The 25,170-nt window shown below is 51.5% G+C and carries 19 protein-coding genes and 2 tRNA genes; 11 read left to right on the forward strand and 10 right to left on the reverse strand.

Features of this window, described 5'->3' with window-relative positions:
• Positions 1–106 precede the first annotated feature (106 nt).
• On the forward strand, positions 107–1,330 hold the full coding sequence (locus tag JMI88_RS25970) for a sensor histidine kinase (protein WP_201364875.1): 1,224 nt from the start codon (positions 107–109) through the stop codon (positions 1,328–1,330).
• Positions 1,331–1,458: 128 nt separating this feature from the next.
• On the opposite strand, the gene JMI88_RS25975 is transcribed toward JMI88_RS25970, so the two are convergent.
• Positions 1,459–2,718 carry a Gfo/Idh/MocA family protein gene (locus JMI88_RS25975; RefSeq protein WP_201364876.1) on the reverse strand — a complete coding sequence of 420 codons (1,260 nt, stop codon included), beginning with the start codon at positions 2,716–2,718 and terminating at the stop codon, positions 1,459–1,461.
• Between the two features lie 283 nt (positions 2,719–3,001).
• On the opposite strand from JMI88_RS25975, the gene JMI88_RS25980 reads away from it, so the two are divergent.
• Together JMI88_RS25980 and JMI88_RS25985 are read left to right on the forward strand one after the other, a co-directional pair.
• Positions 3,002–4,069, forward strand: coding sequence for an SGNH/GDSL hydrolase family protein (locus JMI88_RS25980; protein WP_201364877.1), 1,068 nt, complete (start codon positions 3,002–3,004; stop codon positions 4,067–4,069).
• A 272-nt stretch (positions 4,070–4,341) separates the two neighbouring features.
• Entirely contained in the window at positions 4,342–6,798 is a 2,457-nt protein-coding gene (locus tag JMI88_RS25985; protein ID WP_201364878.1) for a DNA polymerase domain-containing protein, read from the forward strand.
• A 9-nt stretch (positions 6,799–6,807) separates the two neighbouring features.
• On the opposite strand, the gene rbsK is transcribed toward JMI88_RS25985, so the two are convergent.
• Positions 6,808–7,740: a ribokinase gene (gene rbsK, locus JMI88_RS25990; RefSeq protein ID WP_201364879.1), complete on the reverse strand. Its 933-nt coding sequence runs from the start codon at positions 7,738–7,740 to the stop codon at positions 6,808–6,810.
• Between the two features lie 233 nt (positions 7,741–7,973).
• On the opposite strand from rbsK, the gene JMI88_RS25995 reads away from it, so the two are divergent.
• The 5 genes from JMI88_RS25995 (at position 7,974) to JMI88_RS26015 (ending at position 14,604) form a co-directional block, all read left to right on the forward strand.
• Positions 7,974–8,963: a LacI family DNA-binding transcriptional regulator gene (locus JMI88_RS25995; protein ID WP_201364880.1), complete on the forward strand. Its 990-nt coding sequence runs from the start codon at positions 7,974–7,976 to the stop codon at positions 8,961–8,963.
• Positions 8,964–9,250: 287 nt separating this feature from the next.
• The gene (locus JMI88_RS26000) at positions 9,251–10,630 is read left to right on the forward strand and encodes an ABC transporter substrate-binding protein (protein WP_201364881.1); all 1,380 of its coding nucleotides are present in this window, start codon (positions 9,251–9,253) and stop codon (positions 10,628–10,630) included.
• A 2-nt stretch (positions 10,631–10,632) separates the two neighbouring features.
• Complete coding sequence (locus JMI88_RS26005; protein ID WP_201364882.1) at positions 10,633–11,613, forward strand: carbohydrate ABC transporter permease; 981 nt, start codon at positions 10,633–10,635, stop codon at positions 11,611–11,613.
• Between the two features lies 1 nt (position 11,614).
• Positions 11,615–12,460 carry a carbohydrate ABC transporter permease gene (locus JMI88_RS26010; RefSeq protein WP_201364883.1) on the forward strand — a complete coding sequence of 282 codons (846 nt, stop codon included), beginning with the start codon at positions 11,615–11,617 and terminating at the stop codon, positions 12,458–12,460.
• Between the two features lie 38 nt (positions 12,461–12,498).
• Positions 12,499–14,604: an ADP-ribosylglycohydrolase family protein gene (locus JMI88_RS26015; RefSeq protein WP_201364884.1), complete on the forward strand. Its 2,106-nt coding sequence runs from the start codon at positions 12,499–12,501 to the stop codon at positions 14,602–14,604.
• A 114-nt stretch (positions 14,605–14,718) separates the two neighbouring features.
• On the opposite strand, the gene JMI88_RS26020 is transcribed toward JMI88_RS26015, so the two are convergent.
• The 3 genes from JMI88_RS26020 to JMI88_RS26030 are packed head-to-tail and all read right to left on the reverse strand — an operon-like array spanning position 14,719 to position 16,569.
• On the reverse strand, positions 14,719–15,258 hold the full coding sequence (locus JMI88_RS26020) for a hypothetical protein (RefSeq protein WP_201364885.1): 540 nt from the start codon (positions 15,256–15,258) through the stop codon (positions 14,719–14,721).
• A complete protein-coding gene (locus tag JMI88_RS26025; RefSeq protein WP_201364886.1) occupies positions 15,236–15,556 on the reverse strand; it encodes a hypothetical protein in 321 nt (106 codons plus the stop codon). Before JMI88_RS26025 ends, JMI88_RS26020 begins: the two co-directional genes overlap by 23 nt.
• An 8-nt stretch (positions 15,557–15,564) precedes the next feature.
• Complete coding sequence (locus JMI88_RS26030) at positions 15,565–16,569, reverse strand: hypothetical protein (RefSeq protein ID WP_201364887.1); 1,005 nt, start codon at positions 16,567–16,569, stop codon at positions 15,565–15,567.
• 168 nt (positions 16,570–16,737) lie between these two features.
• Here JMI88_RS26030 and JMI88_RS26035 point away from each other — a divergent pair, with 168 nt between their 5' ends.
• Positions 16,738–19,335, forward strand: coding sequence for a helix-turn-helix domain-containing protein (locus tag JMI88_RS26035; RefSeq protein WP_201364888.1), 2,598 nt, complete (start codon positions 16,738–16,740; stop codon positions 19,333–19,335).
• A 59-nt stretch (positions 19,336–19,394) separates the two neighbouring features.
• Here the strand turns inward: JMI88_RS26035 and JMI88_RS26040 are convergent, their stop codons facing one another.
• The gene (locus JMI88_RS26040; RefSeq protein WP_201364889.1) at positions 19,395–19,577 is read right to left on the reverse strand and encodes a hypothetical protein; all 183 of its coding nucleotides are present in this window, start codon (positions 19,575–19,577) and stop codon (positions 19,395–19,397) included.
• 1,071 nt (positions 19,578–20,648) lie between these two features.
• On the opposite strand from JMI88_RS26040, the gene JMI88_RS26045 reads away from it, so the two are divergent.
• Positions 20,649–21,365 (forward strand): helix-turn-helix domain-containing protein, encoded by a 717-nt coding sequence (locus JMI88_RS26045; protein ID WP_201364890.1) that lies wholly within the window; start codon positions 20,649–20,651, stop codon positions 21,363–21,365.
• A gap of 54 nt (positions 21,366–21,419) precedes the next feature.
• Positions 21,420–22,013 (forward strand): dihydrofolate reductase family protein, encoded by a 594-nt coding sequence (locus tag JMI88_RS26050; RefSeq protein WP_201364891.1) that lies wholly within the window; start codon positions 21,420–21,422, stop codon positions 22,011–22,013.
• A 405-nt stretch (positions 22,014–22,418) separates the two neighbouring features.
• Here the strand turns inward: JMI88_RS26050 and JMI88_RS26055 are convergent.
• The 4 genes from JMI88_RS26055 to JMI88_RS26070 form a co-directional block, all read right to left on the reverse strand.
• A tRNA-Trp gene (locus JMI88_RS26055) sits at positions 22,419–22,490 on the reverse strand.
• Between the two features lie 8 nt (positions 22,491–22,498).
• Positions 22,499–22,588, reverse strand: a tRNA-Ser gene (locus JMI88_RS26060).
• Between the two features lie 317 nt (positions 22,589–22,905).
• Positions 22,906–23,094, reverse strand: a complete 189-nt coding sequence (locus JMI88_RS26065) for a hypothetical protein (RefSeq protein ID WP_201364892.1) — start codon at positions 23,092–23,094, stop codon at positions 22,906–22,908.
• A gap of 559 nt (positions 23,095–23,653) precedes the next feature.
• The gene (locus tag JMI88_RS26070; RefSeq protein WP_373323981.1) at positions 23,654–25,162 is read right to left on the reverse strand and encodes an o-succinylbenzoate--CoA ligase; all 1,509 of its coding nucleotides are present in this window, start codon (positions 25,160–25,162) and stop codon (positions 23,654–23,656) included.
• Between the last annotated feature and the right edge of the window lie 8 nt (positions 25,163–25,170).

The following is a 25,170-nucleotide window of genomic DNA, read 5'->3' on the forward strand; positions in this document are numbered from 1 at the left end:
GGGAAAATAGATCTTCTGCTACTATGAACGTGAAACAGATTTATACAGGAGTATGGACACTTATGTATTGCTACCGGTCAGGTTGTAAGAGGGAGTGGGACAAAGCATGAGATTAGCTCATGGTGACATATATACAGATAAGCGGGGCCGACGTTATCGGCGCATGAGCCTTGAACAGAGATCACGTTTGCGTAAAGATTATATGAGCAGTGTGCCGAAGTGGCGCCACCCGCTGATTGGATATCTGGCAACTATACCTGCCACGATTATCGTGCTTCTATGTACGTTGTATGTCACAAAAATATTTGGGCAATTCTTTTTTCCTGGCACTTTTAGCATGGTTGTGATTGTTATGGTGGCTCTGTTCTGGGGAGCGGGCCCGGCCATCTGGTCAATTTTGCTTAACGCGGCCGTGCTGTATTATTTTTTTGTGCTGCCATTGAATGCTTATAACTATTCAAACTGGCGCGATGCTCTGCAATTATTACCTTTTGTTGGTTCTGGCCTGGTGATTGCTCTCATTACAGCGCAGCGTGAGCGTGCGCGTTTTCAGGCTATGGAGACCGAATTTGAACTGCAATCATATGCCCAGGAGCTAGAAGCGACCAACAAGCGCCTGGAAGATGCTAATCAGATGAAGGATCGTTTCCTCTCGATTGCCTCGCATGAGTTAAAAACGCCCGTCACCACCATTCGTGGACAGGCCCAATTGATGTTACGCCGCATCTCCAAGCAGAAGAATCTTGAGCACATAGATGGAGTCGCTACGGCCCTGGAGCGCATCAACGATCAGACCAGCCGTCTGACTATTTTGATTGACGAACTACTGGATGTCAGTAGTATGCGGGCCGGAAAGGCAGTTTTAAATCGGCATCTTTGCAACGTCACCTCTCTCTGTCGCGATGTGGTGGAGGATCAGCGACTGTTGTCCGAGCGAACTATTATTTTGGATGCACCTATCGAGCCCATCAGCATCAAGCTCGACGTGGACCGTTTCTCTCAGGTTATGACCAATTTGATCAGCAATGCCATTAAGTATTCACCCGACGACACGCCCGTTGAGGTGAGCATCAAACCCGGAGTCCACTACGTGCTTTTCGTGGTCCGGGATCATGGTCGCGGTATCGCCAAAGAACAGCAAGAGCATATTTTTGAGGCATTTTACCGCACGCCCGACGCCCAATCCTCTGACAAGCGTGGTCTGGGTCTGGGCCTGGCCATCACCAAAGATATCATTGAACGTCACAATGGACGCATCTGGTGCCAATCCGAGCCCAGAAAAGGTAGCACCTTCTATGTTGAGCTGCCTTATAGTGAGATAAATGAGTGAGTGTGTAGGATGGGAGGCAACCACCAGGGTAGCTTCCCATCTAACGTCCAGCCAGGTTTTTCGCAGGTTTAGCGCTTCTTTGATCGCTGCGCGGGCGTGAATTCAGCAGCGCCCATCAAGGAGCATGTCTACAGGTTCTGGCGGAATGCCTCCAATGAAATGACCTGTTTGCTCAGGCGAGCCTCTTCAGCGGCGAAGGCCATCAGGTGGCTCTGCACCGCGACGTCGGCCGAAGTGCGTCCCACCTGTACTCCATCCTGCTGTACCAGGCGCACGAAGTCCCGCATCAAGCCAAAGTCTCCACCGCCATGGCCTGTCACGCCTTCTCCGCTGGCCAGAGTAATGACCTTGCTGGCTTTCGTCGCAAAATCCAGAACCTCAATCTCGCCTTTTTCCATTGCTCCCCGAATCTCACCCATGGTGCCCATGAGCTTGATCGTGCGTTCACATTTTTCGGTGAAGGCGCACATTGTAAATACTGCAGTAACCTCATTGGCGAATTCTAGATTAACCACCTGGTGATCCACCACATTATTATCGCAATGGTAGACGCAGCGGCCATAGGGACCCTCTAATAAGGCCTGGTAGCGCGCCTCCATGCTGTGATCGTCGCTGATGATGCTGGCGGGCCAGCTCGCGTTCTCTGTCAGATAGTGTCGGGGCGCATAATACAGACAGGTATCGGCCACCGGGCAGCCATCCAGGCAGCGTTCGGGGGCTCCCTCAGGCGCATTGGCGGCCTTAAAGTGGGTCAGGGTACCGAACGAGGAGATGTTGACGCAATCCGCTCCAGCCAGCCACAGTAAGATATCCATGTCGTGGCAGGACTTGGCCAGGATCATCGGACTGGATAGCTGCGAGTTGCGCCAGTTGCCGCGCACATAGCTATGGGCATAATGCCAGTGTGCCACATTCTCATTATGCTGGATGGAGATCAACTGGCCAATTTCGCCCTGTTCCAACAATTGCTTGATGGTCGTAAAGAAATTGGTATAGCGTAGTACGTGACAGATTGAAAAGATGCGCCCCTGCTCTTTGGCGCACTCGCCCATCTCCAGGCACTCGCGCGGATCGGGCGACATTGGCTTCTCCAACAAGACATGATAACCTGCCTGTAGCGCCGCCATCGCCGGTTCATAATGCATCTTATCCTGCGTACACACTAGCACCGCATCAGCCACGTCCGGCTGAGCCAATAAATCTCGCCAATCGCTATAGCAGGCAGAATCAGCCAGCCCATGCTGCCGCTGAAATTTCTTACGCCGTTCAGGTTTGGCATCCGCCACCGCCACAAACTCTACCTCATGTGGAAACTTCAACGCATAGCGAGCATAGCAATCCATACCTCTTTGTCCGGCTCCAATTAAAGCCATCGTTACTTTTCGCAAGGTTAGACTCCATTCCTCATATAGACGGATCCGCCTCCTACGTTTTATCATACTATAAATAGTAGACGTTTTCTCTGCCTCAGATCTGACAGGAAATCACATCAATTGACACCCAATGAAGGATAGCAATTTAAGCAAGATTCTGCGCTGGCATAGATAATTTTGGGCGTGTGTAATGGACTGTCGGTTTCTGCATTTTCTAGACCATTTACATGTATAGGCGTAGAGGATAATATAATAGAGAGAAGAGCGTGCGCTTAGAGCAAAGCGGAGGTTGATATTGATGGGGTCAATGAGACGTTATGCGATCGTAGGGATTGTTATGGCGGCCCTGTTACTGGCGACCGCGTACACGTTCTATGCCTGGCCGTGGCTGCATCCCAGGGAGCCGCTGGTGAATTTGCTATCGGTGCAAGTATCTCCAGTTAATACAGATATCAAGTATTATGGGCGCTGGGATATGATGAATCGCCATGAATATGTGAGCTACTGGGGCGGTGCTTACTTAAAGACGGCCTTTAGTGGACGTCACGTGGAGCTGCGCCTGGGAGAGGCAGCCAATGTCTTTGTTAGCATTGATAGAGGACCCGACGTGCTCTATCACGGGACAAAAGGCGTGCTAAATCTGACTCCGCTGGCGCTGCTGAACGGCGATCACTCTCTACGCGTAACTACAGGCTCGGAGTGGACAAGTATCCACTTCCAGGGGCTGATTCTGGATACGGGAGCCAGAATCCTTTCTCCTCAGGTCTCGCCAGAAGTGATCGAGTTTATTGGAGACTCAATCACGGCCGGCTATTCCGATAAAATGAATGACCTCTCCAGCTATGCCTGGCTGACAGCTGAACAATTAGGGGCTGAGCATGTGCAGATTGCTACTTCGGGCATCTGCCTGAGTTCAATGGTACCATCCTGCGCAGGCATGAATACCCAATATTTTAAGTTGCAGACACTGCAGTATCCCGACTCGCCACTATGGGATACCAGGCGTTTCATACCGAATGTGCTGGTCATAAACCTGGGCACCAATGATTATAACCATGGACAATCGGCGTCGGCCTTTGAGCTATCCTACCTGGCATTCATTCAGAACCTGCGGCAGCACTATCCCAACACACCCATCTATGTGCTCAGAACGTTCTCTGGTTATATGGAATTGCCGACGCGGGCGGCGGTCGATATACTCAACGCATCGGGCGATCATAACGTCTTTTATATCGACACCACTGGCTGGTTGACCCCTGGTTCTTCAGATTTTTCCAACCGCCTTCACCCCAGCGATAGTGGACAGAGGAAGGTTGCGTTCCATCTAGCTGCCATATTGAGGCACCGCCACTCAGGAGAAGTATAAAAAATATACAAAGCAAGCTTTGAATGTATCAGGCTGGCGAGCCTGGGGAGCGCTGACGCCCCCAATCTCTTTTTTTATGTTGGTGCAAAAAGTGCGCTGTGCGCACTTTTTGCACCAACATAAAAACCTCTTTTGAGCGCCGCAGGAGCGTAGCGTCAGGGGCTGAAGGCATGAGAAAGGGACTGTTGAAGGCTTGTTATTCATAGCTAACTCATGTTATGATTAGAACAAACGTTTTCTTCGCAAGATAGACCAGGAGCGCACATTCAGCTATGCAAGCACAAACTGATCCTACGCCCATTCCGATTGAAGATGAATATCTCTTTGGTTGGAATCCGACACCGGGTATTGTTTCTGTCTGGGCCCATCGCGATGGTCGGGCGCTGATCTGGCGACGGGTGGAAGGCAGGATTGTGCGTTCCGCGGAACGCTATCGCCCCTGGCTATTGGCTACTTCGCTGCAAGATGTTTCTTATCTAGGGGATGCCCTGCAACCCTATAATGAACATGCAGGCCACAAGGTCATATTACGTTATCGTGAGCTGGAGGGTCCCACCGCATCCTACAACTACCTGTTATTTGCCCGTGATAGCCGTCTGCTGGAACGGACGATCCTGGAGGGGGCCGGTCTCCGCTTGCGCCGGCCGGTGAGTTCCATTAATGAGCTTGGAGACGCCTATTATCGCGTGGGTACAGTTGAGCAGTATCTTATGAGTACTGGCAAGGTCTATTTCCGTGGCCTGACCTATCAGGATCTTCACCGGCTGCAATTTGATCTGGAGACGACCGCGCTGGACCCGCACCGAGGCCGTATCTTCCTGGTCGCTATACGCGATAATCGTGGCTTTGAACGTGTGCTAGAGGCCAGCACACCGGAAGAGGAGGCGCAGCTGATCTATGATTTGTGCGCACTGATCCGTGAGCGCGATCCCGATGTGATCGAAAACCACAACCTGTTCGGCTTTGACCTGCCCTTTCTGGAGCATCGCGCCGTGGTGCATCGCGTGCCGCTAGAAATCGGGCGCGAAGGGGGTCCAATGGTGCTGGAGAGTTATGCGGAGACGCTGGCCGTTGGACCCGAGGCCCGTAAGCGCAACCGCTTCAGCGTAGCTGGCCGTGAGCTGATAGATACGCTGGACGCTGTGAGGCGGCATGATTTCGTGGTGCGCGACATTCCTGGCTATGGCCTCAAAGAGGTGGCCAGATATTTTGGCCTGGCCTCTCCCAAACGCGTCTACATCGAAGGCGGCGATATTTTCGAAACCTATCAGAAAAATCCCGAGCTGGTGCGTCGCTATGCACTGGATGATGTAAAGGAAGTCGATGGCCTCTCGCAGAGGCTGCTGGGGGCGCCTTTTGCTCTGGCCAGTATGGCTCCCCGCCGCTATGAACGACTGACTTCGGCGGGTCCGGCCATGGGCATTCTGGAACCGATCCTGGTACGCAGCTATCTACGCCGGGGCGCGGCCCCGCCTTACCGAGCGGCCCAGCAGAGCGCCGAAGATGGCTTGCACGAAGGAGGGGCGGTCCACCTCTTTGCCTCTGGCATCGCCGAACAGGTCGTCAAGGCCGACGTAGCTTCCCTATATCCTTCACTGATGCGCACCTTTCGGATTGGGCCCTCCTGCGACCGCCTGGGAATCTTCCTCAACATTCTGGGGCGCCTGACCGATTTGCGGTTGGAGCATAAAGAGATGGCACGCCGTACGAGGCGCCACGCGGTTGAGAGCAATCACCATGCAGCGACCCAGGCGGCGATGAAGATTTTGATTAACGCCGCCTATGGCTACATGGGAGCGGGCTCAATGGCATTGTTCGCGGACGGCAAGGCGGCTGGCGAAGTCACCCGGCGTGGCCGGGCCATTCTCAATTCGATCCTGGATGCATTGCGCCAGCGAGGCATGGCCCTGATCGAGGCCGACACTGACGGCGTCTACTTTGCGGTCCCCAAAGGATGGAGCGCATCCCAGGAATTAGATCTGGTCAATGCGATTGCCTCGGAACTGCCCGCCGGTATTCGCCTGGAGTACGAGGGACGCTACCGGGCCATGTTGAGCCACGAAGTGAAGAACTACGCCTTGCTTACCTATGATAACCGCCTGCTGGTACATGGCGTCGCCCTGCGGTCCAGCCGGGCAGAACCATTTGGCGAGCGCTTCTTGCGCAAAGCTCTGCACTGCGTCATGGTGGGGGATGTCGTCGGAGTACGGAACCTTTACCTGGAGGCCATCTCCGATCTGCGCAATCGCCGCCTGCCCGCCTCGGATCTGGCTACACGGGTCAAGCTCTCCAAGGCTCCTGACACCTACCTGGCGGCGCGTAACAATCACCAGGAGCCAGCCTATGAAGCTTTGCTCCATGCTGGTCGAAACCACTGGCATGTCGGGGAACGCGTACGCTTCTATCGGACGCGCAAAGGTTATGTCTGGCTTCCTGACGAGACCGAGGAAGCCACCATCGTCACCGACTGGCGTGAACAGGCGGATGGTAAAGTTGCGCCCCAGAAAAAGACCGCGCTGGTAACCTATCAAGATGTTGCCGATCGCCGCGACTACGATGTCGAACACTATATCCAGGTGCTGCGCAACTCATATGCCGCCCGGCTGAGCAAAGCCTTCAGCAAAGAATCCTTCGAGCAACTCTTCCGTACCGAGCAACAGCCCAGCCTCTTCGATGTGGACCCACCCATCGAAAGCATCGAACCGCTCTGGATTCGCCATAATGCATAAGATCCCTTTTTATCGGATATCGGCTCGCCTGGGGAGGCCGGATTGAGCTCCGAAGCGGGTAACTTTGATGGCGCTGGCGCGGGTAGCGAAGCGCAGGGCGTCGGAGGGGCTCTGCCCTTCGGTGAGCGCGACGGTGAGGGCGCCAACAAAGCAGTCACCGGCAGCAGTTGTATCGACGACGGTAACCTCTGGCGCTTCCTGATAGATGATATTGGTCTGGCCCTGCGCGTCTGAATTGATCAGGATAGCTCCCTGGGCTCCCAGGGTAATGACGACGGTAGGGATGCCATGTTCGTGGAGGATGGCGCCGACGTGGCGGGCATCTTCCAGGCTTTCAACTGGTTGTCCACTGAGCAGGCTGGCCTCGGTTTCGTTCACTACCAGCACGGAGAGCTTGCTGAGCGTCTCCTTGCGTAACGGGTAGGCTGGCGCCAGATTAAGGATGACCGGGACATGTAAGCTGTGAGCCCTATCGATCAGCAGCTCAACGGTGTCGTGCGGAATCTCTAGCTGCAGCACCAGAGCCTGAGCCTGCGCGAGCGCGGCGAAAATATGCTCCATCTGTTGCTGATCCTTGCCGACATGGGCATTGGCCCCCGAAGAGACGACGATGGCGTTATCCCCTTCCGCATTTAAAAAAATAAAGGCAGATCCACTGGCCGCTTCGGTGTCGGTGACGAGCAAGCTGGTATCGATCTGATCATCTTGTAAAGCAGCTTTTAGCTGCTGACCAAAGGGGTCCTGTCCGATGCGCCCGGCCATCTGAACCGATGCGCCCAGGCGTGCCATAGCCACCGCCTGGTTAGCCCCTTTGCCGCCGGGCACAAACGTAATCGAGCTCGCCCCCAATAAGGTTTCACCCATCACAGGCAGCCGCGGCACACGCACAACCTGATCCATATTCAGGCTACCAACCACAAGCACGGGTTTTGATGCAGGCATAAATATATTCTACCTTCCTTATCTTAATAGACGATTTCTGGCTCTCAATTCTATACTGGAGTTCTATTTAGAATAATAATAGCCTATGAAACCCTTGACTTGCAAATCGATTTGTATGTATACTTCATCTATACAAATCGATTTGCACTCCTGAGAAAGTCACGAACAGCTAGTCGGTAAACATATAATTGCGTGATAGATCAGGAGAATGGGAAAATTGTAGGAGTAAGTGATTGACGATTGTAACTATTGCAGATGTAGCAAAAAAGGCAGGTGTAAGTAAGACAACGGTTTCACATATGCTAAGTGGTAAGCGGCCGGTGGCACCAGAGACACAGGCACGTATCGAGCAGGTGATCAAGGAGTTGGGTTTTCAACCCAATGCACTGGCGCGTAGCCTACGCATGCAGCAAACGTATATGGTAGCGTTAATTCTGCCCGATATTACCAACGCCTTTTATCCAACATTAGCTCGTGGGCTGCAGGATGCACTGGTTGAGCATGGCTATTCTGTATTTATCTGTAACACAGATAGTGATATACAGCGAGAGCAGACCTTTATCAAAGATGCATTACAGCGCCAGGTTGATGGCCTGGTCTTATCTTCACTGCATCGCAATACTAAAATCGTGCCAGATGACAGAATGGCCTATGTTTCTATAGGGCAGAGTATTACACATCCAGATATTGATCGTGTCTCCAGTGATGATCATGCAGGAGCTAAGCTGGGTGTACGCTATTTGATTGAGCGTGGGCACACACGTATTGCCATGATTGCCGGTTCCAGAGGATTGTATCCGAACGATTCGCGTCAAGCTGGCTATTGCGAAGCGCTGGAAGAGGGTGGCTATACGGTTGACCCTACTTTGATAGCAGAAGGAGATTTTTATCGCCATGGTGGTGCGCGAGCTATGCGTCAGCTAATGGCATTGCCTGAGCGCCCAACCGCAATCTTTTGTGCCAATGACTTAATGGCGATCGGTGCCCTGGACGTTGTCCACGAAATGAACATTGCGGTTCCTGGGGACGTGGCGATTGTTGGTTATGACGATATAGAGGCTGCATCCTTGATCACACCCGCTTTAACAACGGTGGTAAATCCAGCTTATGAAACTGGCCAGAGAGCTGGAAAGTTGTTGCTGGAGCGTATGCAAGGGACGTATGATGGACCTGCTCGTCAGATCATGGTGCCATATGAATTAATCGTGCGCGCCTCGGCCTGACCGATATTATCGAAACTGGCAGAGATACCTGATATTTTGGCGGGGTTACGCTTCATCTCTCTTCCTATCTATAAATGGATAAAATTTTGCAGTTTTCCTACTAAAATCAACGTTCGTGTAGTTATATAGCGAACGGCGGGAGGTTTTTGCGCCCTGAAAGGCCTGGGTTGGATAAAGATTTATTATTTTGTTGTAGTTAGTCCTTATTTGGAAAAGGTCAAAGCAGACCTGTATGATCTGGCAATTTCGAAGTGCCATTCTATTGAAAAACAAAGGAGTAACACGCTATGCAGAGCTCTTTATCTCGTCGTCGTTTCCTCGCCCAAACCGGCCAGGTTGCTCTGGGAGCAAGCCTTGCCGGTTCTTTGTTCGCTGCTTGTGGTGATAGTGGTACAGGTTCAACCAATACACTTTCTTACTGGCTAGGTGTTGATGATGCTAAACAGCGCCTGTATATACAGCAGCATGATATCAAAGACTACATGAGTAGCCACAAAGATGTGCAGATCAAATTAAGCTTCAAACCAAATAGCGACATCGATCGTTTGTTGCAAATCGCTTTGCCAGCTGGCAACGGTCCTGACCTTGTCCCCACACCAGGTCCTTCCTACTCTGCTCAGTATACCTCTTCGAACTTGCTACTGGATCTGGATAAATACGCCACACAATATAAATGGCAGAACAAAATTTTTGATTGGGCACTCCAATCTGGTAGAGTCAATGGTAAGCTTTATTCGTTGCCTACATCCTATGAAACCATGTTGTTCTACTATAATAAAAATCTTTTCAGCCAACATGGATGGACAGTGCCGAAGAATCGAGCTGACCTGGAAGCTTTTGCGGCAGATGCTGCAGGGCATGGGATCACACCATTTATTGCTGGCAGCGCAGACTGGAAGCCAGCCACCGAATGGTTTGTCACAGTGTTTTTAAACCACTATGCAGGTCCAGATGCGGTATACCAGGCCTTGAGTGGCAAAGTTTCGTGGAAAGATCCTATTTTTGTCGAGAGCATCGACCTGATGAACAAGTATTTCCAGAAAGGCTGGTTCGGGGGAGGAGTCAAGCAATACTTTACCAATAAGTTTGATACCATCGACACAGCCTTTGCTCAGGGTAAGGCTGCGGTTGATCTGGAAGGTAGCTGGGCGTTCCAAAACTGGCCTAACTTCTTTGATGGCAAGATGACAAAAATGGACTATGACTGGGCTCCTATTCCCGCTTTGCGTAGTGGCCTGCCTGATAATATTTTTGCACTAGGTATTGGTAGCACCCTATCGATCAATGCGAAGAGTAAGGCAGCGGATGCAGCAGCCAAATATATGGACTGGCTCTTCACGACCCCCCAGCGTGTGACCAACGCCATGGGCGCTATTGGTAGCGAACCATTGCCGATTCCATTGAAAGAGAGTGATTTCCCGGCAGCCGTTGACAAACGTCTACGTGACTCTTATCTGAGCATTAATGAAAGCGCGCAGAAAGGTTCCTTCGGTTATACTACCTGGACCTTCTGGCCGCCCAAATCGGACACCTTTATGTATGAGGGGATGGATAAGGTTCTTACGGGCAACCTGAAGCCAGCGGATTTCTGTTCACAGTTGGATGATATTTTCAAAAAAGAACTTGCCCAGGGTGTTGTTCCTCCTCTACCCAAAGGAAAGGCGTAGTAATGTCAGCAAGTCAAATGCACGGTCTCTCTTCTGATTCAGCACGGGATATGCTCAAATCTGAACATATCTTTGCTCAATCCCATCATATGCAGAAGAAACGTTTTCCTCCCGAGAGGCGTCGGAAAATTCTGGCCTGGAGCTTTATGTTACCATTTCTCCTGGTCAACGGTGTTGTAGTCTTAGGACCATCCATCTCGACCTTCTACTATGCCTTTACTGATTGGTCAGGTATGGGTGAGGCGAAATTTGTTGGATTGGCCAATTTTATCCAGTTGTTTGGAGATGCAGATTTTCACCAGGCCTTCCTTTTTAATCTAATCTGGCTGGCCATGTTTCTAACAGTGCCAATTGCGATGGGATTACTGGGGGCTTTCCTGCTCTCACAAATCAAGCGCTTTCAGATGTTTTTTCGTGCCGCCTATTTCATTCCTTACATCATTGCCAGCGTTGTAAACGCCTCAATATGGGAACAGATCCTGGATCCGCAGCAGGGTCTGGCTTCATTATTGAATCGGATAGGTCTGCATTTTCTGGATAATGTCTATTTTTTTGGTGATGCTCACTATGCTTTGCTATCGGTAGCTTTTGTGGATAACTGGCACTTCTGGGGCTATCTGGTGGTGCTGTTTCTGGCCGCTATGCAAGCGGTAAGCCCTGAATTATATGAGGCTGCTAGAGTAGATGGAGCATCGCGCTGGAAGCAGTTTCTGCATGTGACGATTCCAGGTATCAGACCTGTATTGGGTATTGTCCTGCTCCTGGTCACCGTGTGGTCACTGCTGGTATTTGAGTATCCCTTTATTATTACCCAGGGCGGCCCGGCAGGAGCCACGCAGGTAATGTCCATTCTAATGTATAAGAATGCATTTGCGCTCAATGAAGCAGGCTATGCTGCTGCCATGGGCTTGAGTTTAAGCTTTATCGCAGCTATTATCACTGGAGTTTATCTCTACTTGCAACGGAAAGGAGTTGAGATTTAATATGCTGACACGTGTAAAAAAGTCATTAGGGCTAACCGAGAAGGCTTTTTACTATCTACTGGCTATCGTATTGGCCATCTTCTCGCTGGGACCTCTCTGTATATTGATTTTTAACTCCTTGAAATCGGATAGCGAAATTGGTGTTAATCCGCTAGGGTTTCCACTGAACCCACAGTTCTCCAACTTTGTGACTGCGTGGACGCAGGGTGATCTGGGCACAACCATGCGTAATAGCACGATTATCACCGTTGGAACCGTACTAGGGATATGGGTAATCGCTGGCATGGCCGCTTATGCACTGTCACACCTGGATCTACCTGGACGAAGCGTCGTGATGCTCTATCTAATTGCCAGTTTTGCCATTCCTTTCCAGCTCTTTTTGATCCCGCTCTACTTCCTGTGGAGTAAAATCGGCCTCACTGATAATCTATTCGGGTTGATCCTGATATATTGGGGAACAGGTTGTTCGCTGCCGATCCTACTACTGCGCTCCTATTTGATCTCATTGCCACGAGAATACAGTGATGCAGCACGGATAGATGGAGCCAATGAATTTCAGGTAATGGTGCGCGTGGTACTGCCACTCTCCTATCCCAGCTTTTTGACGGTGGGCCTGATTGCTGGCTTCCAAGCATGGAATGAATTTATCTATGCCGTTACCTTTATTCAGGATAATACACTGTTGCCAGTAACCACCAGCTTTCTGGCCTTCCAGCAGTCCTTCCATCGTTACTGGGGGCTGACTAATGCGGCGGCGGTCATCATTATCCTACCAATTATTGTCCTTTTTCTGATCCTCCAACGGCGTTTTATTGCTGGATTAGCCTCAGGTGGACTGCGTGGCTAAGGTTACGCTATATGTTGAAAGGTTAAAAGGTTCTTTTTATGTCAGATCAATACACATTGCCGACAGATTATATTGAGCGTGCGTATGCTGGTGTGCTGGGGAAGATCATCGGCGTCTATCTGGGGCGTCCATTTGAGGGCTGGTCGTATGAGCGGATCATGCAGGAGCTGGGTGAGATCCATTATTATGTCCATGAGAAGCGTGGTGTGCCGCTGGTGGTGACCGATGATGATATTTCCGGGACCTTTACTTTCCTGCGCGCGTTGGCTGATTATAATTATGATCCTGAGCTGTCGGCGGCCCAGATCGGGCAGAGCTGGCTGAATTATATTATTGAGGGGCGAACCATCCTGTGGTGGGGCGGCATGGGCAACTCGACCGAGCATACGGCCTACCTGCGCCTCAAGCAAGGTATCCAGGCTCCGCGTAGCGGCTCGATCGAGCTGAATGGTCAGGTGGTGGCAGAGCAGATCGGGGCGCAGATCTTTATCGACGGTTGGGCTATGGTCTCTCCTGGCAATCCCGCACAGGCCGTTAGGCTGGCTGGTGAAGCCAGCAGAGTCAGCCATGACGGCGAGGCGGTCTATGCCGCCCAGGTAATCGCCGCCATGGAGGCCCAGGCCTTTGTAGAAAGCGACATCCAGAAGCTGCTGGATACTGGCCTCTCATTTATTCCCGAGGACTCGCTTGTTTATCGCATGATCCAGGATATTCGCGGCTGGCACCGTGAGGAGTCCGACTGGCGTAAGACGCGCGAGAAGATCGCGGAGAAGTATGGCTACGACACCTATGGCGGCAACTGTCATGTGATCCCCAATCACGCCCTGATCATCATGGCCCTGCTCTATGGAGAAGATGATTTCCAGCGTTCACTGATGATTGTGAACACGGCGGGCTGGGATACCGACTGCAACTCGGCCAACGTTGGTTGCTTGTTGGGGATCAAGAATGGGCTGCGTGGCATTGATGCGGGTCCCGATTGGCGCGGGCCGGTGGCGGATCGGCTCTATTTACCGACCGCTGACGGTGGGCGGGCTATCACCGATGCTGTGACTGAAACATATCATATCGTCAAAGCGGCCTCGGCACTGGCTGGTGTGGCGTACCAGGCGCCTAAGGGTGGTGCTCGCTTTCATTTCTCGCTGCCCGGCTCGGTGCAGGGCTTTCAGCTGACCGAGGCCAGCGGACGGGCACAGTTGAAGAATGCAGAACATCCCATCCAGGCTGGTGAGCGCTGCCTGGAGATTGCTATGCAGGAGTCAGGCTCGGATGGACAAGCTCTGCAATTGACCACGGCTACCTTTGTGCCGGTGGATGCCTTGGAGATGAAGGGCTACTCGCTGCTGGCTTCGCCCACTCTCTATTCTGGGCAGCAAGTGCAGGCCGCTGTGCTGGCTGATGCTGGGAATAGCCAGGTGCTCCAGGCTCGCCTGATCATCCAGGTTTATAATGCTCAGGATCAGCTCAGCGTGATCGAGGGTCCGCAGGTAGAGTTAGCAGCTGGTGAGCAAGAAACGCTGGAATGGCTCGTGCCCGATACTCATGGGCAGCCGATCGCTGCGATTGGACTGGTGCTAGCTGGCGGACAGGCCGGAAAGCTTTACCTGGATTACCTGACCTGGCAAGGTACGCCCGAGATACTGCTGGAGCGCCCAACTGAGGGAGGCCATGCCTGGCAGCGTGCCTGGGTGAATGGTGCCGATCAGCTAGAGTTCCGGTGGTCAGACTCCTGCCGTATCATGCAGAACCACGGCCGTGGCCTGATCAGCCAGGGCACCAGGGAATGGAGCGATTATCGCGTCGATGCGGTGCTGGCGGCCCACATGGCCGATGCGGTGGGACTCGCCGTTCGTGTCCAGGGACTGCAGCGCTACTATGCTCTGCTCCTGACCAACGATAGATATGCGCGTTTGATCAAAGTCCTTGACGGCGAAACTGTGCTGGCTGAAAGCAGGTTCGATTGGGAATTGGATCGCCGCTACACCTTTAGCTTGCAGGTGGATGGTACCTCTATAAAAGCCTTTATTGATGGACAGCAACTTTTTGACGTGCAGGATCGGCGTGAACCGTTGCTCGGTGGGGGAGTTGGTCTGGTCTGTGAAGTCGGGCGCGTCGAATGCGAGAGCGTGCGGGTGCGACCATAAATCAAATACAAAACATATAATAAGGACGGGACCGAGCCATATCCCACAATGGCCCGGTCCCGTCTTCACAACCAGAAAAGCACAGGGAGGACATAGTAGTAGTTTGCTGGCGTGCTAGCGCCGTCCCGCCGCAACCTTACGGAGGTCTTCGTATTCTTCTTCTTCGTCAGGTTGACCCGCAATAAGGAGGATATAGCCAGTAGCCAGGATGGATGAGATATCGACATTGAACGAGCGCATTTTCAGGCGTGTGCGCGAAAGGGCGCAGCGCACCGGGCGCATCTCTTGATCCCAGCTACCCTCTTCCATAGCCTCTTCAAGGTGCTCGCGTGCCCTGGTGATATCGGCCTCGCTGGCCTTGCCACCGCTATAGAAATTGGCATAGAGCACTTCATAAGGACAATAATAGGGGAACAGCTCCAGGAGCGGCAACAAGACGTTCATCTCGGTATTCGTGAACTGTTCCTGCTTCAGGAGGCGTGGTATATGCAGCTCGTCGCAGGCCAGGTAGGATAGAGTCCCAAAGGTCGTGTTAAGGACCATGATATGGCCTGCAGGCAACGAGTCCTGAAGCGAGAAGTGCAATATTTTATTCGCCTGCTGGTTTGTATAGTCTGCTGGTGCTTTAGGTTTACGCAGGTAGACTTTCTGCATGGTGATACTCCTTCATAGTAGACGCATCTTTCGGGTCTACCACTCTCAACCGCATCGCCACTGTTTCGCGTACACCAACCGTGGCCGCCTCTCGGCTAGCGTAATACGGCCCCTGCTCTTGTGAGGCAACCAGATATGGGAACGCAGCGGCACTTCCACGATGTGGTTGAGTACCGGCCGGCGCATCCACACGGGATAAGGCTCCAGAGACCGCAGCCGTGACGACAAAGCGCACAGCGATGATTAACCGGGTGTTGATAGGACGATTTAGATGAATACGCTGTACATAGGTTGCCATATGCTCGACTATATCCCCCAGATTGTATGTAGTAATGAGGCTGGTATCTGTAGAGTCGGGTTGGCGCGCGCGACTTCGAGCAGATAGCCGAAACCAACGCCTCCCAGAGTACCCAGAACGACCAGCGCCATGAGAATGAGCAGTAATTTGTCCTGTTTGAGACGCTCAACGTGTGCGCTAAGAGGTGATGGCTGCTCAAATGCCTCAGGAGCTACCTCGGCATCTGATTGGACCATCTTCTCTGGTACCTGCACATCCTGCATATCCTGCATATCTAAAGAGAACTCCATATCGGACAAAAATGGGGCTTCATCCTCTTTTTCAATCAGTGCCACAGTGCTCAGCGCGCGTGTCTTGCGTACTCTTTCCCCACCTTGAACTGACCCATACGAGGGTAAGTCGGATAACGGTTCGGTCACACGAGTTGCCTGGATGCGCCTGACGGCTGGTATTGGTGCCGTATTAATCATCTCAAGCGTCTCTGATGAGCTGAATTGACCAGAAGGCTCGCGTAAGTTAGCAACGGCAACGTTGCTCGATAGGGATGCATGGTACGTTTCCCCCTGCGTACCTGTAGCATTGGTGTCATAGCTATTCCAGGGACCAGTAAAACTGGCGACCGGTGACTGCTCCATTACCGTGCGCAACTCGGGTTGGGCCGGTAATCCATCGAACATGGAGGGCCAGGAGGGCGGGAACCCCGGTTGGAGTAGTGCCTTCTGGCAGGTCTCTATCGTCGAAAAGACCGTAAAACCATGTCGACGCGCCCATAAACGCAGTCGTTCGTTACCTTCTATGACCAGAACCAGCTGAGCATCCTGTCGGGTCGCAACCTGTTGCAACTCACGCAAATCTCCCGGACGCCGAAAAACGGCATCTTGCGGCAATACGACGACGATAGGCTGCCGATAATACTGGCCCAGGTGATGAAAAAGCCAGTTGACCACAGATGTACGCTCGTCGCTCAATTCAACCACCAGGGTGCTAATGTCGTTTAGCTTCTCGTATTTCATATGCCGTCCGTATCTTTGCTTTCATTTCCTGACTACAAACTTTTTCTATGCTAATTATGTATTAAAATAAGGTATACTTTTAATGACAGATTTATCAAATGCATTTATCATTTTTATCATTCTCGCGCTATTTATCACATTCATGCTAACAGGAAGAATGGTGAACGGATGCCGACTTCAGAGACGCCCCATCAGCCGCGTGTACGCTTAACTGAAGCACGTGTCAGCTATAACCTTTCACAGCAGGAGGTCGCGGACGATATAGGCACGACCTATGTGAATGTCAGTCGGTGGGAACGTGGAATCACCAGGCCTAATCCCTATTTCCGGCGCAAATTGTGCGCGCTCTTCAATAAGAGCGAGGAAGAACTAGACCTGCTGCCAACGCGTGCCGAGCGCAGCAAGGGAGGTCGCTCAGCGGCGTCCGTTCCCAATACGCCCATTGCGGCGGTCCCGGTGGTGCCCCATGTGATCTATGATCCGGCTATCCCGTTATTGCCAGCCATCCAGCTGGTCGGCCGCGAGAGCGACCTGGCTGTGATTAAGCAGCGCCTAAAAGGCAGCGGCAACACGGCCTTGACCGCTTTGAACGGATTGCCCGGTGTGGGCAAGACCGCGCTCTCGGTCGCGCTGGCCCACGATAGCGAGATGCGCGAGTTCTTTAAGGATGGTATCCTCTGGGCCGGCCTGGGACCACAGCCCAATCTGCCGGGCATCTTTAGCCGCTGGGGTAATCTGCTGGGCATCTCTTTCGCCGAAATGACAAAGTTGGGGAGCGACGAGGCCCGGGCCAAGGCCATTCGTACCGCTATTGGTAATCGTACTATGTTGATTATCATTGATGATGCCTGGAAGTTGGAGGAGGCGCTGGCCTTTCGCGTCGGTGGCAGCAACTGCGCTCACCTGGTGACCACGCGCTTCCCCAACATTGCCTCTCACATGGCACTGGGCAACGCCATCAATATTCGCGAGCTGGGCGAGAGCGAGAGCATCAGCCTGCTCAACCTGCTGGCCCCACAGGTTATCTATCGTGAGCAGCAGAAGGTTCATGATCTCGTGCAGGCCGTCGGCGGGCTGCCGCTGGCGCTAACCCTGATTGGCAACTACCTGCGCAAGCAGGCCTACAGTGGTCCCGCGCGTCGCATCACCTCGGCCCTCGAACGACTGAGCAACGCCGAGGTGCGCCTCAAACTCAAAGAGCCACACATCCCGGCCGAGAGCCATCCCAGCCTGCCCAATGAACAATCGCTCTCCATCCAATCCATCATCGCCGTCACCGACCAGCTTCTGGACGAAGAGGCGCGGCGCACGCTGTACGCGCTCTCCGTCTTCCCGCCCAAGCCAAACACCTTCTCAGAAGAGGCCGCCATGGCCGTCGCCGCCTGCAGCACTGATGAGCTCGACGCCCTCTCAGACGCTGGCATGCTCGAAAGCAATGGTGATCGCTACCTGCTACACCAGGTCATCTCCGACTATGCCCTGCTCCAGATCTCAGATGAGCAACTCACAACCGCCCAGGAGCGCCTGGTAACCTACTATGCTGATTTTGTCGAAGTACACAAAAAAGACTACGAACAACTGGAAGAAGACACCAGCACTATTGAGGCAACTCTTGAAATTGCCTATGAGATAGGTGAAACCTCTGCTTTTGTCAGATGCGTTTGTGCGTTCGCCCCATTCTTACTGTTAAGAGGTCTATATAGCCAGGCCGAGCATTATTTAGAGCAGGCTAATGAGGCAGCGGTTGAGCAAAATGATCAAAGTCGCCAGACACAAGTTGTACTTTACCTTGGTGAGACAGCTCAAAAAAGAGGGGAATTTCAAAAGGCAGAGATGTATTTTTTGAGAGGTTTAGATATAGCACATAGTAATGCGGATAATGAGAGTGTCTGTTCTTTGCTAAGCAACTTAGGGGATATCAAATGGCGATCTGGGGATTTTAAGCAGGCTGAGGAATATTTAACAAAAGGCTTAGCGCTGGCGCAGCAAATTGGTGATATTGGAAGGATGAGCAATTTGTTAAAGCGTTTGGGGCAAGTAGTAACGAGCCAGGGTAATTATCAAAAAGCTGCAGAGTATCTACAAGAAGGTTTAGCTTTATCCAGACAGATTGATAATCGGGAACAAGCTTGCTCTCTTCTAGCTAATCTAGGTGCATTATCAGGGATGATGGGTAATTATAAACAAGCAGAGAGGTACTTTCAAGAAGGATTACTGTTAGCCCGGCAGTTAAGGCATCGAGAACAAATTTGTATATTATTGCTTAATTTAGGTGCAGTATCTGCAGATAAAAAAAATTATGTTCAGGCTAAAACATATTTCCAGGAGGGTCTGAGTATCAGTCGACAGATGGGATATCCAGAAGGCACTAGCATGTTATTACTTAATTTAGGAGAGATTGCAGTTATTGAAAAAAATCACATGCTGGCGGAAAGGTATTTGGAAGAGACATTAACTTTCGCTAGACAACTTAATAGACCGCTGATTATTGCCAGAGCGATGCATGAATATGGCAAGTTATATCTGCAACAATTGAAAATAGCGTCAGCCGAAAAGTATTTTCGCGAAGTGCTTACAATCGCTCCCAAGGGAAGCCAGGATTTAATAGCAATGGCTAATTATGGTCTGGCTCAAGTGGCGGCACATAATAACGATTTTGTCCAGGCTGTAAAGCTCGGAGAGGAAAGTTTAGCTATGCTAGAGACAATGGGAGATAATAATGCTAAAGAAGTGAGTGATTGGCTCAATTTACTCAATAATCAGTAATAACAAATGCAGTATGAACTGATAATTGGCTCAGTTCATACTGCATTTGTTATTGTGCTCTAATTCATCCAGTAATAGCTTGGATCAACTTTTTTTGATGGAGTAGCTGTGCTGGTTGGTGCTGGGGATGCGGATTTGACGCCGGCGGCGTGGCTCATGATGGCGGGGCCGAGGATGAGGACGGTGGCCATAATTAAGAGTACAAGAACGGGTACGATCCAGCGAAGATACTGTTTACGCATGATGCTTCCTTTCCTTGCCCCGAGAGAGCAGAGCCGCTTCCAAACGGTCGCTCTTACCGTCTTGCCTGCGTCTCCGAGGCTGCTACTGTTTTAAATACACGTATTTCGATTGAAACTGCAGCATCGTTATTGCGCCGCAGCAGCTGCTCCAACCTCTACAAGGCACGCGTTCGCAGAGGCTGGGTCACTGCTGGCATGTGCAGCTTTTCTTGCTATCCCAGGAAGTACTAGTATATTGACCCTTTATCAAGCATGCTGTGCTCTCCTGGTTGATGTCGGTGGGACGTCTTTTCGGTAGAAGACAGAGTAACGATTTCTTTGACATCTAATGCGCGCCCGGCCGTTTTGTCTTATACCGAATGAACAGCACCGACAAGATGTAAGGTATAAGATTTTTTGCAAATCATCATTTTTATCCTCAAGTGGTACTAAAAAAGTACTAAGGGGGGAGGAAAGTTGATGGCTATGGCATGAGGGAGCTTGTAGAGCGCGTTCATGTCATAGAAAAAATCGTCAAATTGCGTCAAAATGGCCAGACTGGTTAAAAATATCGCCGTTAAGATTGTGTAAAGATTATTGGAAATAGTTTGCCAGTGGAAAAACAGGCTAATTCTCATTGAAACTGGACAGGGGTTTAAAACGCCCTTTGCAAGTGATATACTATCAAATTGGTAGCCGGGCAGGTGGCTTGAGATGTGTTGCCAGACCCAGGCTGCCCTGGTCTTTTTGCTACCTGTATCTTCTTCTCAACTACCTTATTCTGTTAATCCCGTCGGGAGCCACTACCCTTTTGGGGGATAGAAGTTGAAGCTCTCTCCCCATGTATCGCAGGTTTCCCGTCAACTGTCTGACCTTTCAGGGTTTTGATAATGGAATGAAATCAATTGGTGGAACAATTGGCGCTGCTCGCCTGTACTACTGCTTCTTGTGGCATTTCCGATTATGCTGCATAGCTTTAGAAAAAGATAGTATCTTTTTGATTCGCTGACCTGAGAAGGATGTATTGTACCTTGTGAATTCTTCCGCATGCAGGTGGATCAGCTATGATAAATTAACTCGAACGGGTGTGGAATGATTATCTTTGATGAGGACAGACCATCGGACTCGCCTTTTGTCGAAAGAGTCTGGCGTTGCCATAGCGAAGGCGCGACTCCTTTTCTCTCCATTGCCGCGAGTCGCTGCGAACTAGTGATAAGCAGGCTGCAGGGCAAGGTCACCGTGACGGTGCGTGGGCCAGAGACCAGGGCTACACCAATTGGAGACTGTCCTGGAGATGGTGAGTGGCTCGGTATCCTCTTGAAGCTGGGCACATTTCTGCCGCAACTACCCACCAGAACGCTGGTGGATTCAGAGGTGAACCTGCCCCCCGTCGCTAAGAACTCCTTCTGGTTCTTTGGCTCTACCTGGCAACTGCCTGACTATGATAATGCCGACACGTTCATTGACTGGTTGGCGCGTAAGGAACTACTGGCGCGTGAGCCAGTCGTAGAGGCCGCCTTACAAGGTGATTGGAACGACCGCTCACTGAGCACCATCCAACGTCGTTTCTCACGGGCTACCGGGCTGACGCAGAGCGCGGCCCGTCAAATCGAACGTGCCCGTTATGCCACACACCTCTTACAGCAGGGCGTCTCGATTCTGGACACCGTTAACGAAGCGGGCTATTTTGATCAGCCGCACCTGACCCGATCGCTGAAGCACCTCATCGGACAAACGCCTGCCCAGATCCTGGAGAAAAGCCGACCCGAGCAAATGCCGTTTTTGTACAAGACAACGACTTTCGTATGAGTCATAATGTTATCTATCTGATAAACAACAAAAAGGACAAGGAGAAAGAAGAGCATGAGAAAAATTATTAGCACCATGTGGGTGACCCTTGACGGTTTTATCGCCGGGCCAAACGGAGAAATGGATTGGATCGGTGAACTCTACGATGAAGCCATGGGCAAATATGAGAGCGATTTCGTCAACGCTGCCGACACACTCTTGCTCGGGCGGGTGACGTATCAAAGTTTTGCTGGCTCCTGGCCTCATGTACCTGACAGTCCCAATGCCTCAGAGGGCGAGAAAGAATATGCTCGCACTTTGAATGCAATGCAAAAAATAGTATTTTCCAGGACGCTCGAAAGCGCGGAGTGGAACAATTCACGACTGCTAAAAGAGGTCAATCCAGCAGAGATCGAGCAACTGAAGCGCGAGCCAGGGCGCGACATAATCATCTACGGCAGCGCCAGCCTGGTGCAAACCCTGACCAATCTAAGCCTGATCGATGAATATCAAATCTTAGTCCACCCTGTGATTTTAGGCGGCGGCAAGCCACTCTTTCAAGACATCAAGGACCGGGTGAAGCTGAAACTGGTCAACACCAAAACGCATCCCTCTGGAGTAGTGGTCCTTTACTACCAACCGAGCGAGATGCGCAACTCCACCCTCTGATTTCCCCTCTGTGTTCCCTATCCACATGAAAGAAAAGCAAGCGCCTGCAAAGGGTGCTTGCTCCCTCCCCGTTCGAAAAAGCAACAAGAATCATGAAACGTCGTAGGTTCGACCCTTGCGGTCGATTGTCGCCCGCCGCAGCGTGGCGACCCCGTACCCGCACCTGCACCTTCCTCAAACATGTCACGCTCGCCAACAAATATCCTCGCCATACGTGTCTACCCCAAAAAAGGGAAGGTTCGCATTTGGGAACCGCGTGTGGGGAGGTGTTGGTATATAGAGGGACCGAGCGGCGAGGATACGGGGCCCCACAGACGGTGGGGCAATCGACCGCAAGGGTCGAACCTACGGGTTGGGGAATAAAGAAGGCTCCGGTAAATAATCACCGGAGCCTTCTTTAAGGGGCAGGGGAGACAGGACTCGAACCTGCAACAACACGTTTTGGAGACGTGGACTCTACCATTGAGCTACTCCCCTAAGTTGTCTGGCGGAGAGGGAGAGATTCGAACTCTCGGATGGGTTGCCCCATCAGCGGTTTAGCAAACCGCCGCACTAGGCCACTATGCGACCTCTCCGTGCGTATCCTGAGAAAGCTGTGTTGATGTACACATATTTGCGCTTTCCGGATTACTGTCAGGCAAGCTGGATTAGAACTGCCTTAACGAGGAAAATAATAACATAACCGCAGCAGACTGTCAACACTTTTTGGGCCGTTTTCAGGACAACGTAAAAGTCACAAGGAAATACATAATAGAGTCAAGCCTTGCTAGAATGAGAAAAATCTATCTATCCATCTCAAAAAGCGAGGATTGACTCTATCGCACAATTGGAGAAGCCTTGTGATCTGTGATAAGCTTCAACTCAGCCTCATGCGCCGCTTTCACATTTTTGCTCACGCAATGTTCTCTGTCAGTTTGCCTGTGAGAACCAACCAACGGACGAATTCTAGTCGATTCAGATGCGGTTGCCTCAGAGACTCCTCTTCTCGCTTATATTCCAGGCTCAGATTGTTCAAATGATCTATCTCACTCTCAGTAAAGCCATTTTCGTATAAAATTTCGTAATTTGCTTGCTGGTCCATGATATTCCTCCCTTTGTGTAGATGGAACCTTTATTATGAAAAACCTTTATCTATATATTCTGTATATTTATAAGAAAACAGGAAATTAAATGAGCCGCAATAACAAGACACATATCGTTTTGCTATAACAATACATTGAAAAATAGAGAAATGATATTGCTATGATCACATTCTCGGAGTGAAATACTTCACTCGCAAGTCCACCTCTTGTCTTGTTGTCCTTGCTTCATTTGAAAGCTGAGTAGTTGCAGAGCTACCTATGATACAAATAATCTGTTTATGATGGAAATATAACATAAATGAACTATATATTTTAATAAGAAACGGCTCCCCTCTCGATGAACTTTGACTAATAAACAGGAAATCTAGAAAACCTCACGCATTGACTGACGAGGAGTTCTTGCACTGATTTCAACTCCCTCGTATTTAGTCAAAGTTCATAGCCCCGAACCTACGGATCGCTTTTCTTGTTGCTTTCTTTTCTTACTATCGACATTAAATTAATAGATTGCTCTTTGCATCTCCGTTTTGGAGGAGGGATAAGGTCCGGAAATGGCTCTTAGAGGAGTTTGGGGAGTTCGCGGCGCAGGAGTTTGCCGGAAGAGTTGTGGGGAAGTGGTGGGGTGAGGTAGATGGAGCGAGGCACTTTGTAGCGGGCCAGGCGCTGGGTGGCGTAGGCGATTAGTTCGGCAGGGGTGAGCGAGCTGCCAGCGTGCAGGTGAACAAAGGCGATGGGCACCTGGCCCCATTGGGGGTCAGGTTGGCCGCAGACACCCACCTCTGCAACGTCCGGGTGGGTGAGGAGCACGGCTTCGATCTCGGCAGGATAGATGTTTTCGCCGCCGGAGATAATCAAATCGCTGCGCCGGTCGAGCACATAGAGGTAGCCTTCGTTGTCCAGATAGCCGATATCGCCGGTAGTCAACCAGCCATCCTGGATAGTGGCCGCCGTAGCGTCGGGACGATGGTCATAGCCCGCAGTAATGCTGGGACCCTTCAGGCAGATCACACCGGCCTGGTTGGGTCCAACCGCCACTCCCTTGTCTACGATACGAAGCTGAACGGGTAGCAGGGGGCGACCGGCTGAACCGAGCTTGCGCAGGGCATCGGCAGGTGAGAGCGTGACCGCCTGCGAACATGACTCGGTCAAGCCATAGGTTTGGACCACCGGCACGTTGCGGCTGGCGCAATCCTCCAGCAGTGGCCGGGGAGCGGGTCCTCCACCTAGCAGCACGCAGCGCAGCGTGGTGGGATAGCGTTGCTGACTGGCATCAAGCTCGGCCAGCATGCGTTGGAGCATGACCGCTACCACCGAAATAATTGAAATCCCCTGCTCCCGAATCGCCCGATTGACGATCGCGGCATCAAACTTCTCATACACAATAATGCGAATACCATAGATCACATTCTTCATCAAAATTGAGAGTCCGCCGATATGGAACAGTGGCATACACAATAGCCAGCAATCACTATCTGCTTGATGGCCAAGATTAAGGGCCGAGCCAACGGCATTCCACCACTGCATCTTATAGGTGATGATTACGCCTTTGGGGGTGCCGGTCGTACCCGAGGTATACATAATGGCCTGCGTTGCCTCAAGCTCAATCTCATCGAGCAGGGGCGCATGCAGATCCGGGGCTACACCCTGTAGAGAGACCTGGCGCCTGGCCGTTTCAAGCTGGAGCCTGGCTGCAGTCAGAGCGGGCAACGCCTGCTGGATGGCGGCGGCCCGCGAAGCATAGGCAGCATCGCTGAGCAACGCCACGGCCTCGACATCACGCAGCAGCCAGAGCTGTTCCTCCAGTGTCAGACGTACGTTGAGCGGCACCAGGACCGCCCCCAGGCGTATCAAGGCATGTACGCAGACAACAAAAGGCACGCCATTGCTGGCCAGTAGTGCCACTCGGCTCCCTTGCTTTATGCCCAATGTTGACAGCTGGCGAGCCAGTTGAATTGTCTGTTGATTGAATTCCGCAAAGGTCCATTCTATTTCTGGTGTACTGATTGCTTGCTTCTGAGGCGTATTGTCAGCGCATCGCTGTAACCAATTAGGAAGATGTGTTTCTATACTATTCA

It is taken from the genome of Dictyobacter formicarum, from assembly GCF_016587435.1.

Coding starts and splice junctions, on each gene's coding strand:
- JMI88_RS25970 (WP_201364875.1), top strand. CDS start 107: ATGAGATTAGCTCATGGTGACATATATACAGATAAGCGGGGCCGACGT.
- JMI88_RS25980 (WP_201364877.1), top strand. CDS start 3,002: ATGGGGTCAATGAGACGTTATGCGATCGTAGGGATTGTTATGGCGGCC.
- JMI88_RS25985 (WP_201364878.1), top strand. CDS start 4,342: ATGCAAGCACAAACTGATCCTACGCCCATTCCGATTGAAGATGAATAT.
- rbsK (WP_201364879.1), bottom strand. CDS start 7,740: ATGCCTGCATCAAAACCCGTGCTTGTGGTTGGTAGCCTGAATATGGAT.
- JMI88_RS26000 (WP_201364881.1), top strand. CDS start 9,251: ATGCAGAGCTCTTTATCTCGTCGTCGTTTCCTCGCCCAAACCGGCCAG.
- JMI88_RS26005 (WP_201364882.1), top strand. CDS start 10,633: ATGTCAGCAAGTCAAATGCACGGTCTCTCTTCTGATTCAGCACGGGAT.
- JMI88_RS26010 (WP_201364883.1), top strand. CDS start 11,615: ATGCTGACACGTGTAAAAAAGTCATTAGGGCTAACCGAGAAGGCTTTT.
- JMI88_RS26015 (WP_201364884.1), top strand. CDS start 12,499: ATGTCAGATCAATACACATTGCCGACAGATTATATTGAGCGTGCGTAT.
- JMI88_RS26020 (WP_201364885.1), bottom strand. CDS start 15,258: ATGCAGAAAGTCTACCTGCGTAAACCTAAAGCACCAGCAGACTATACA.
- JMI88_RS26025 (WP_201364886.1), bottom strand. CDS start 15,556: ATGGCAACCTATGTACAGCGTATTCATCTAAATCGTCCTATCAACACC.
- JMI88_RS26030 (WP_201364887.1), bottom strand. CDS start 16,569: ATGAAATACGAGAAGCTAAACGACATTAGCACCCTGGTGGTTGAATTG.
- JMI88_RS26035 (WP_201364888.1), top strand. CDS start 16,738: ATGCCGACTTCAGAGACGCCCCATCAGCCGCGTGTACGCTTAACTGAA.
- JMI88_RS26040 (WP_201364889.1), bottom strand. CDS start 19,577: ATGCGTAAACAGTATCTTCGCTGGATCGTACCCGTTCTTGTACTCTTA.
- JMI88_RS26045 (WP_201364890.1), top strand. CDS start 20,649: ATGATTATCTTTGATGAGGACAGACCATCGGACTCGCCTTTTGTCGAA.
- JMI88_RS26050 (WP_201364891.1), top strand. CDS start 21,420: ATGAGAAAAATTATTAGCACCATGTGGGTGACCCTTGACGGTTTTATC.
- JMI88_RS26065 (WP_201364892.1), bottom strand. CDS start 23,094: ATGGACCAGCAAGCAAATTACGAAATTTTATACGAAAATGGCTTTACT.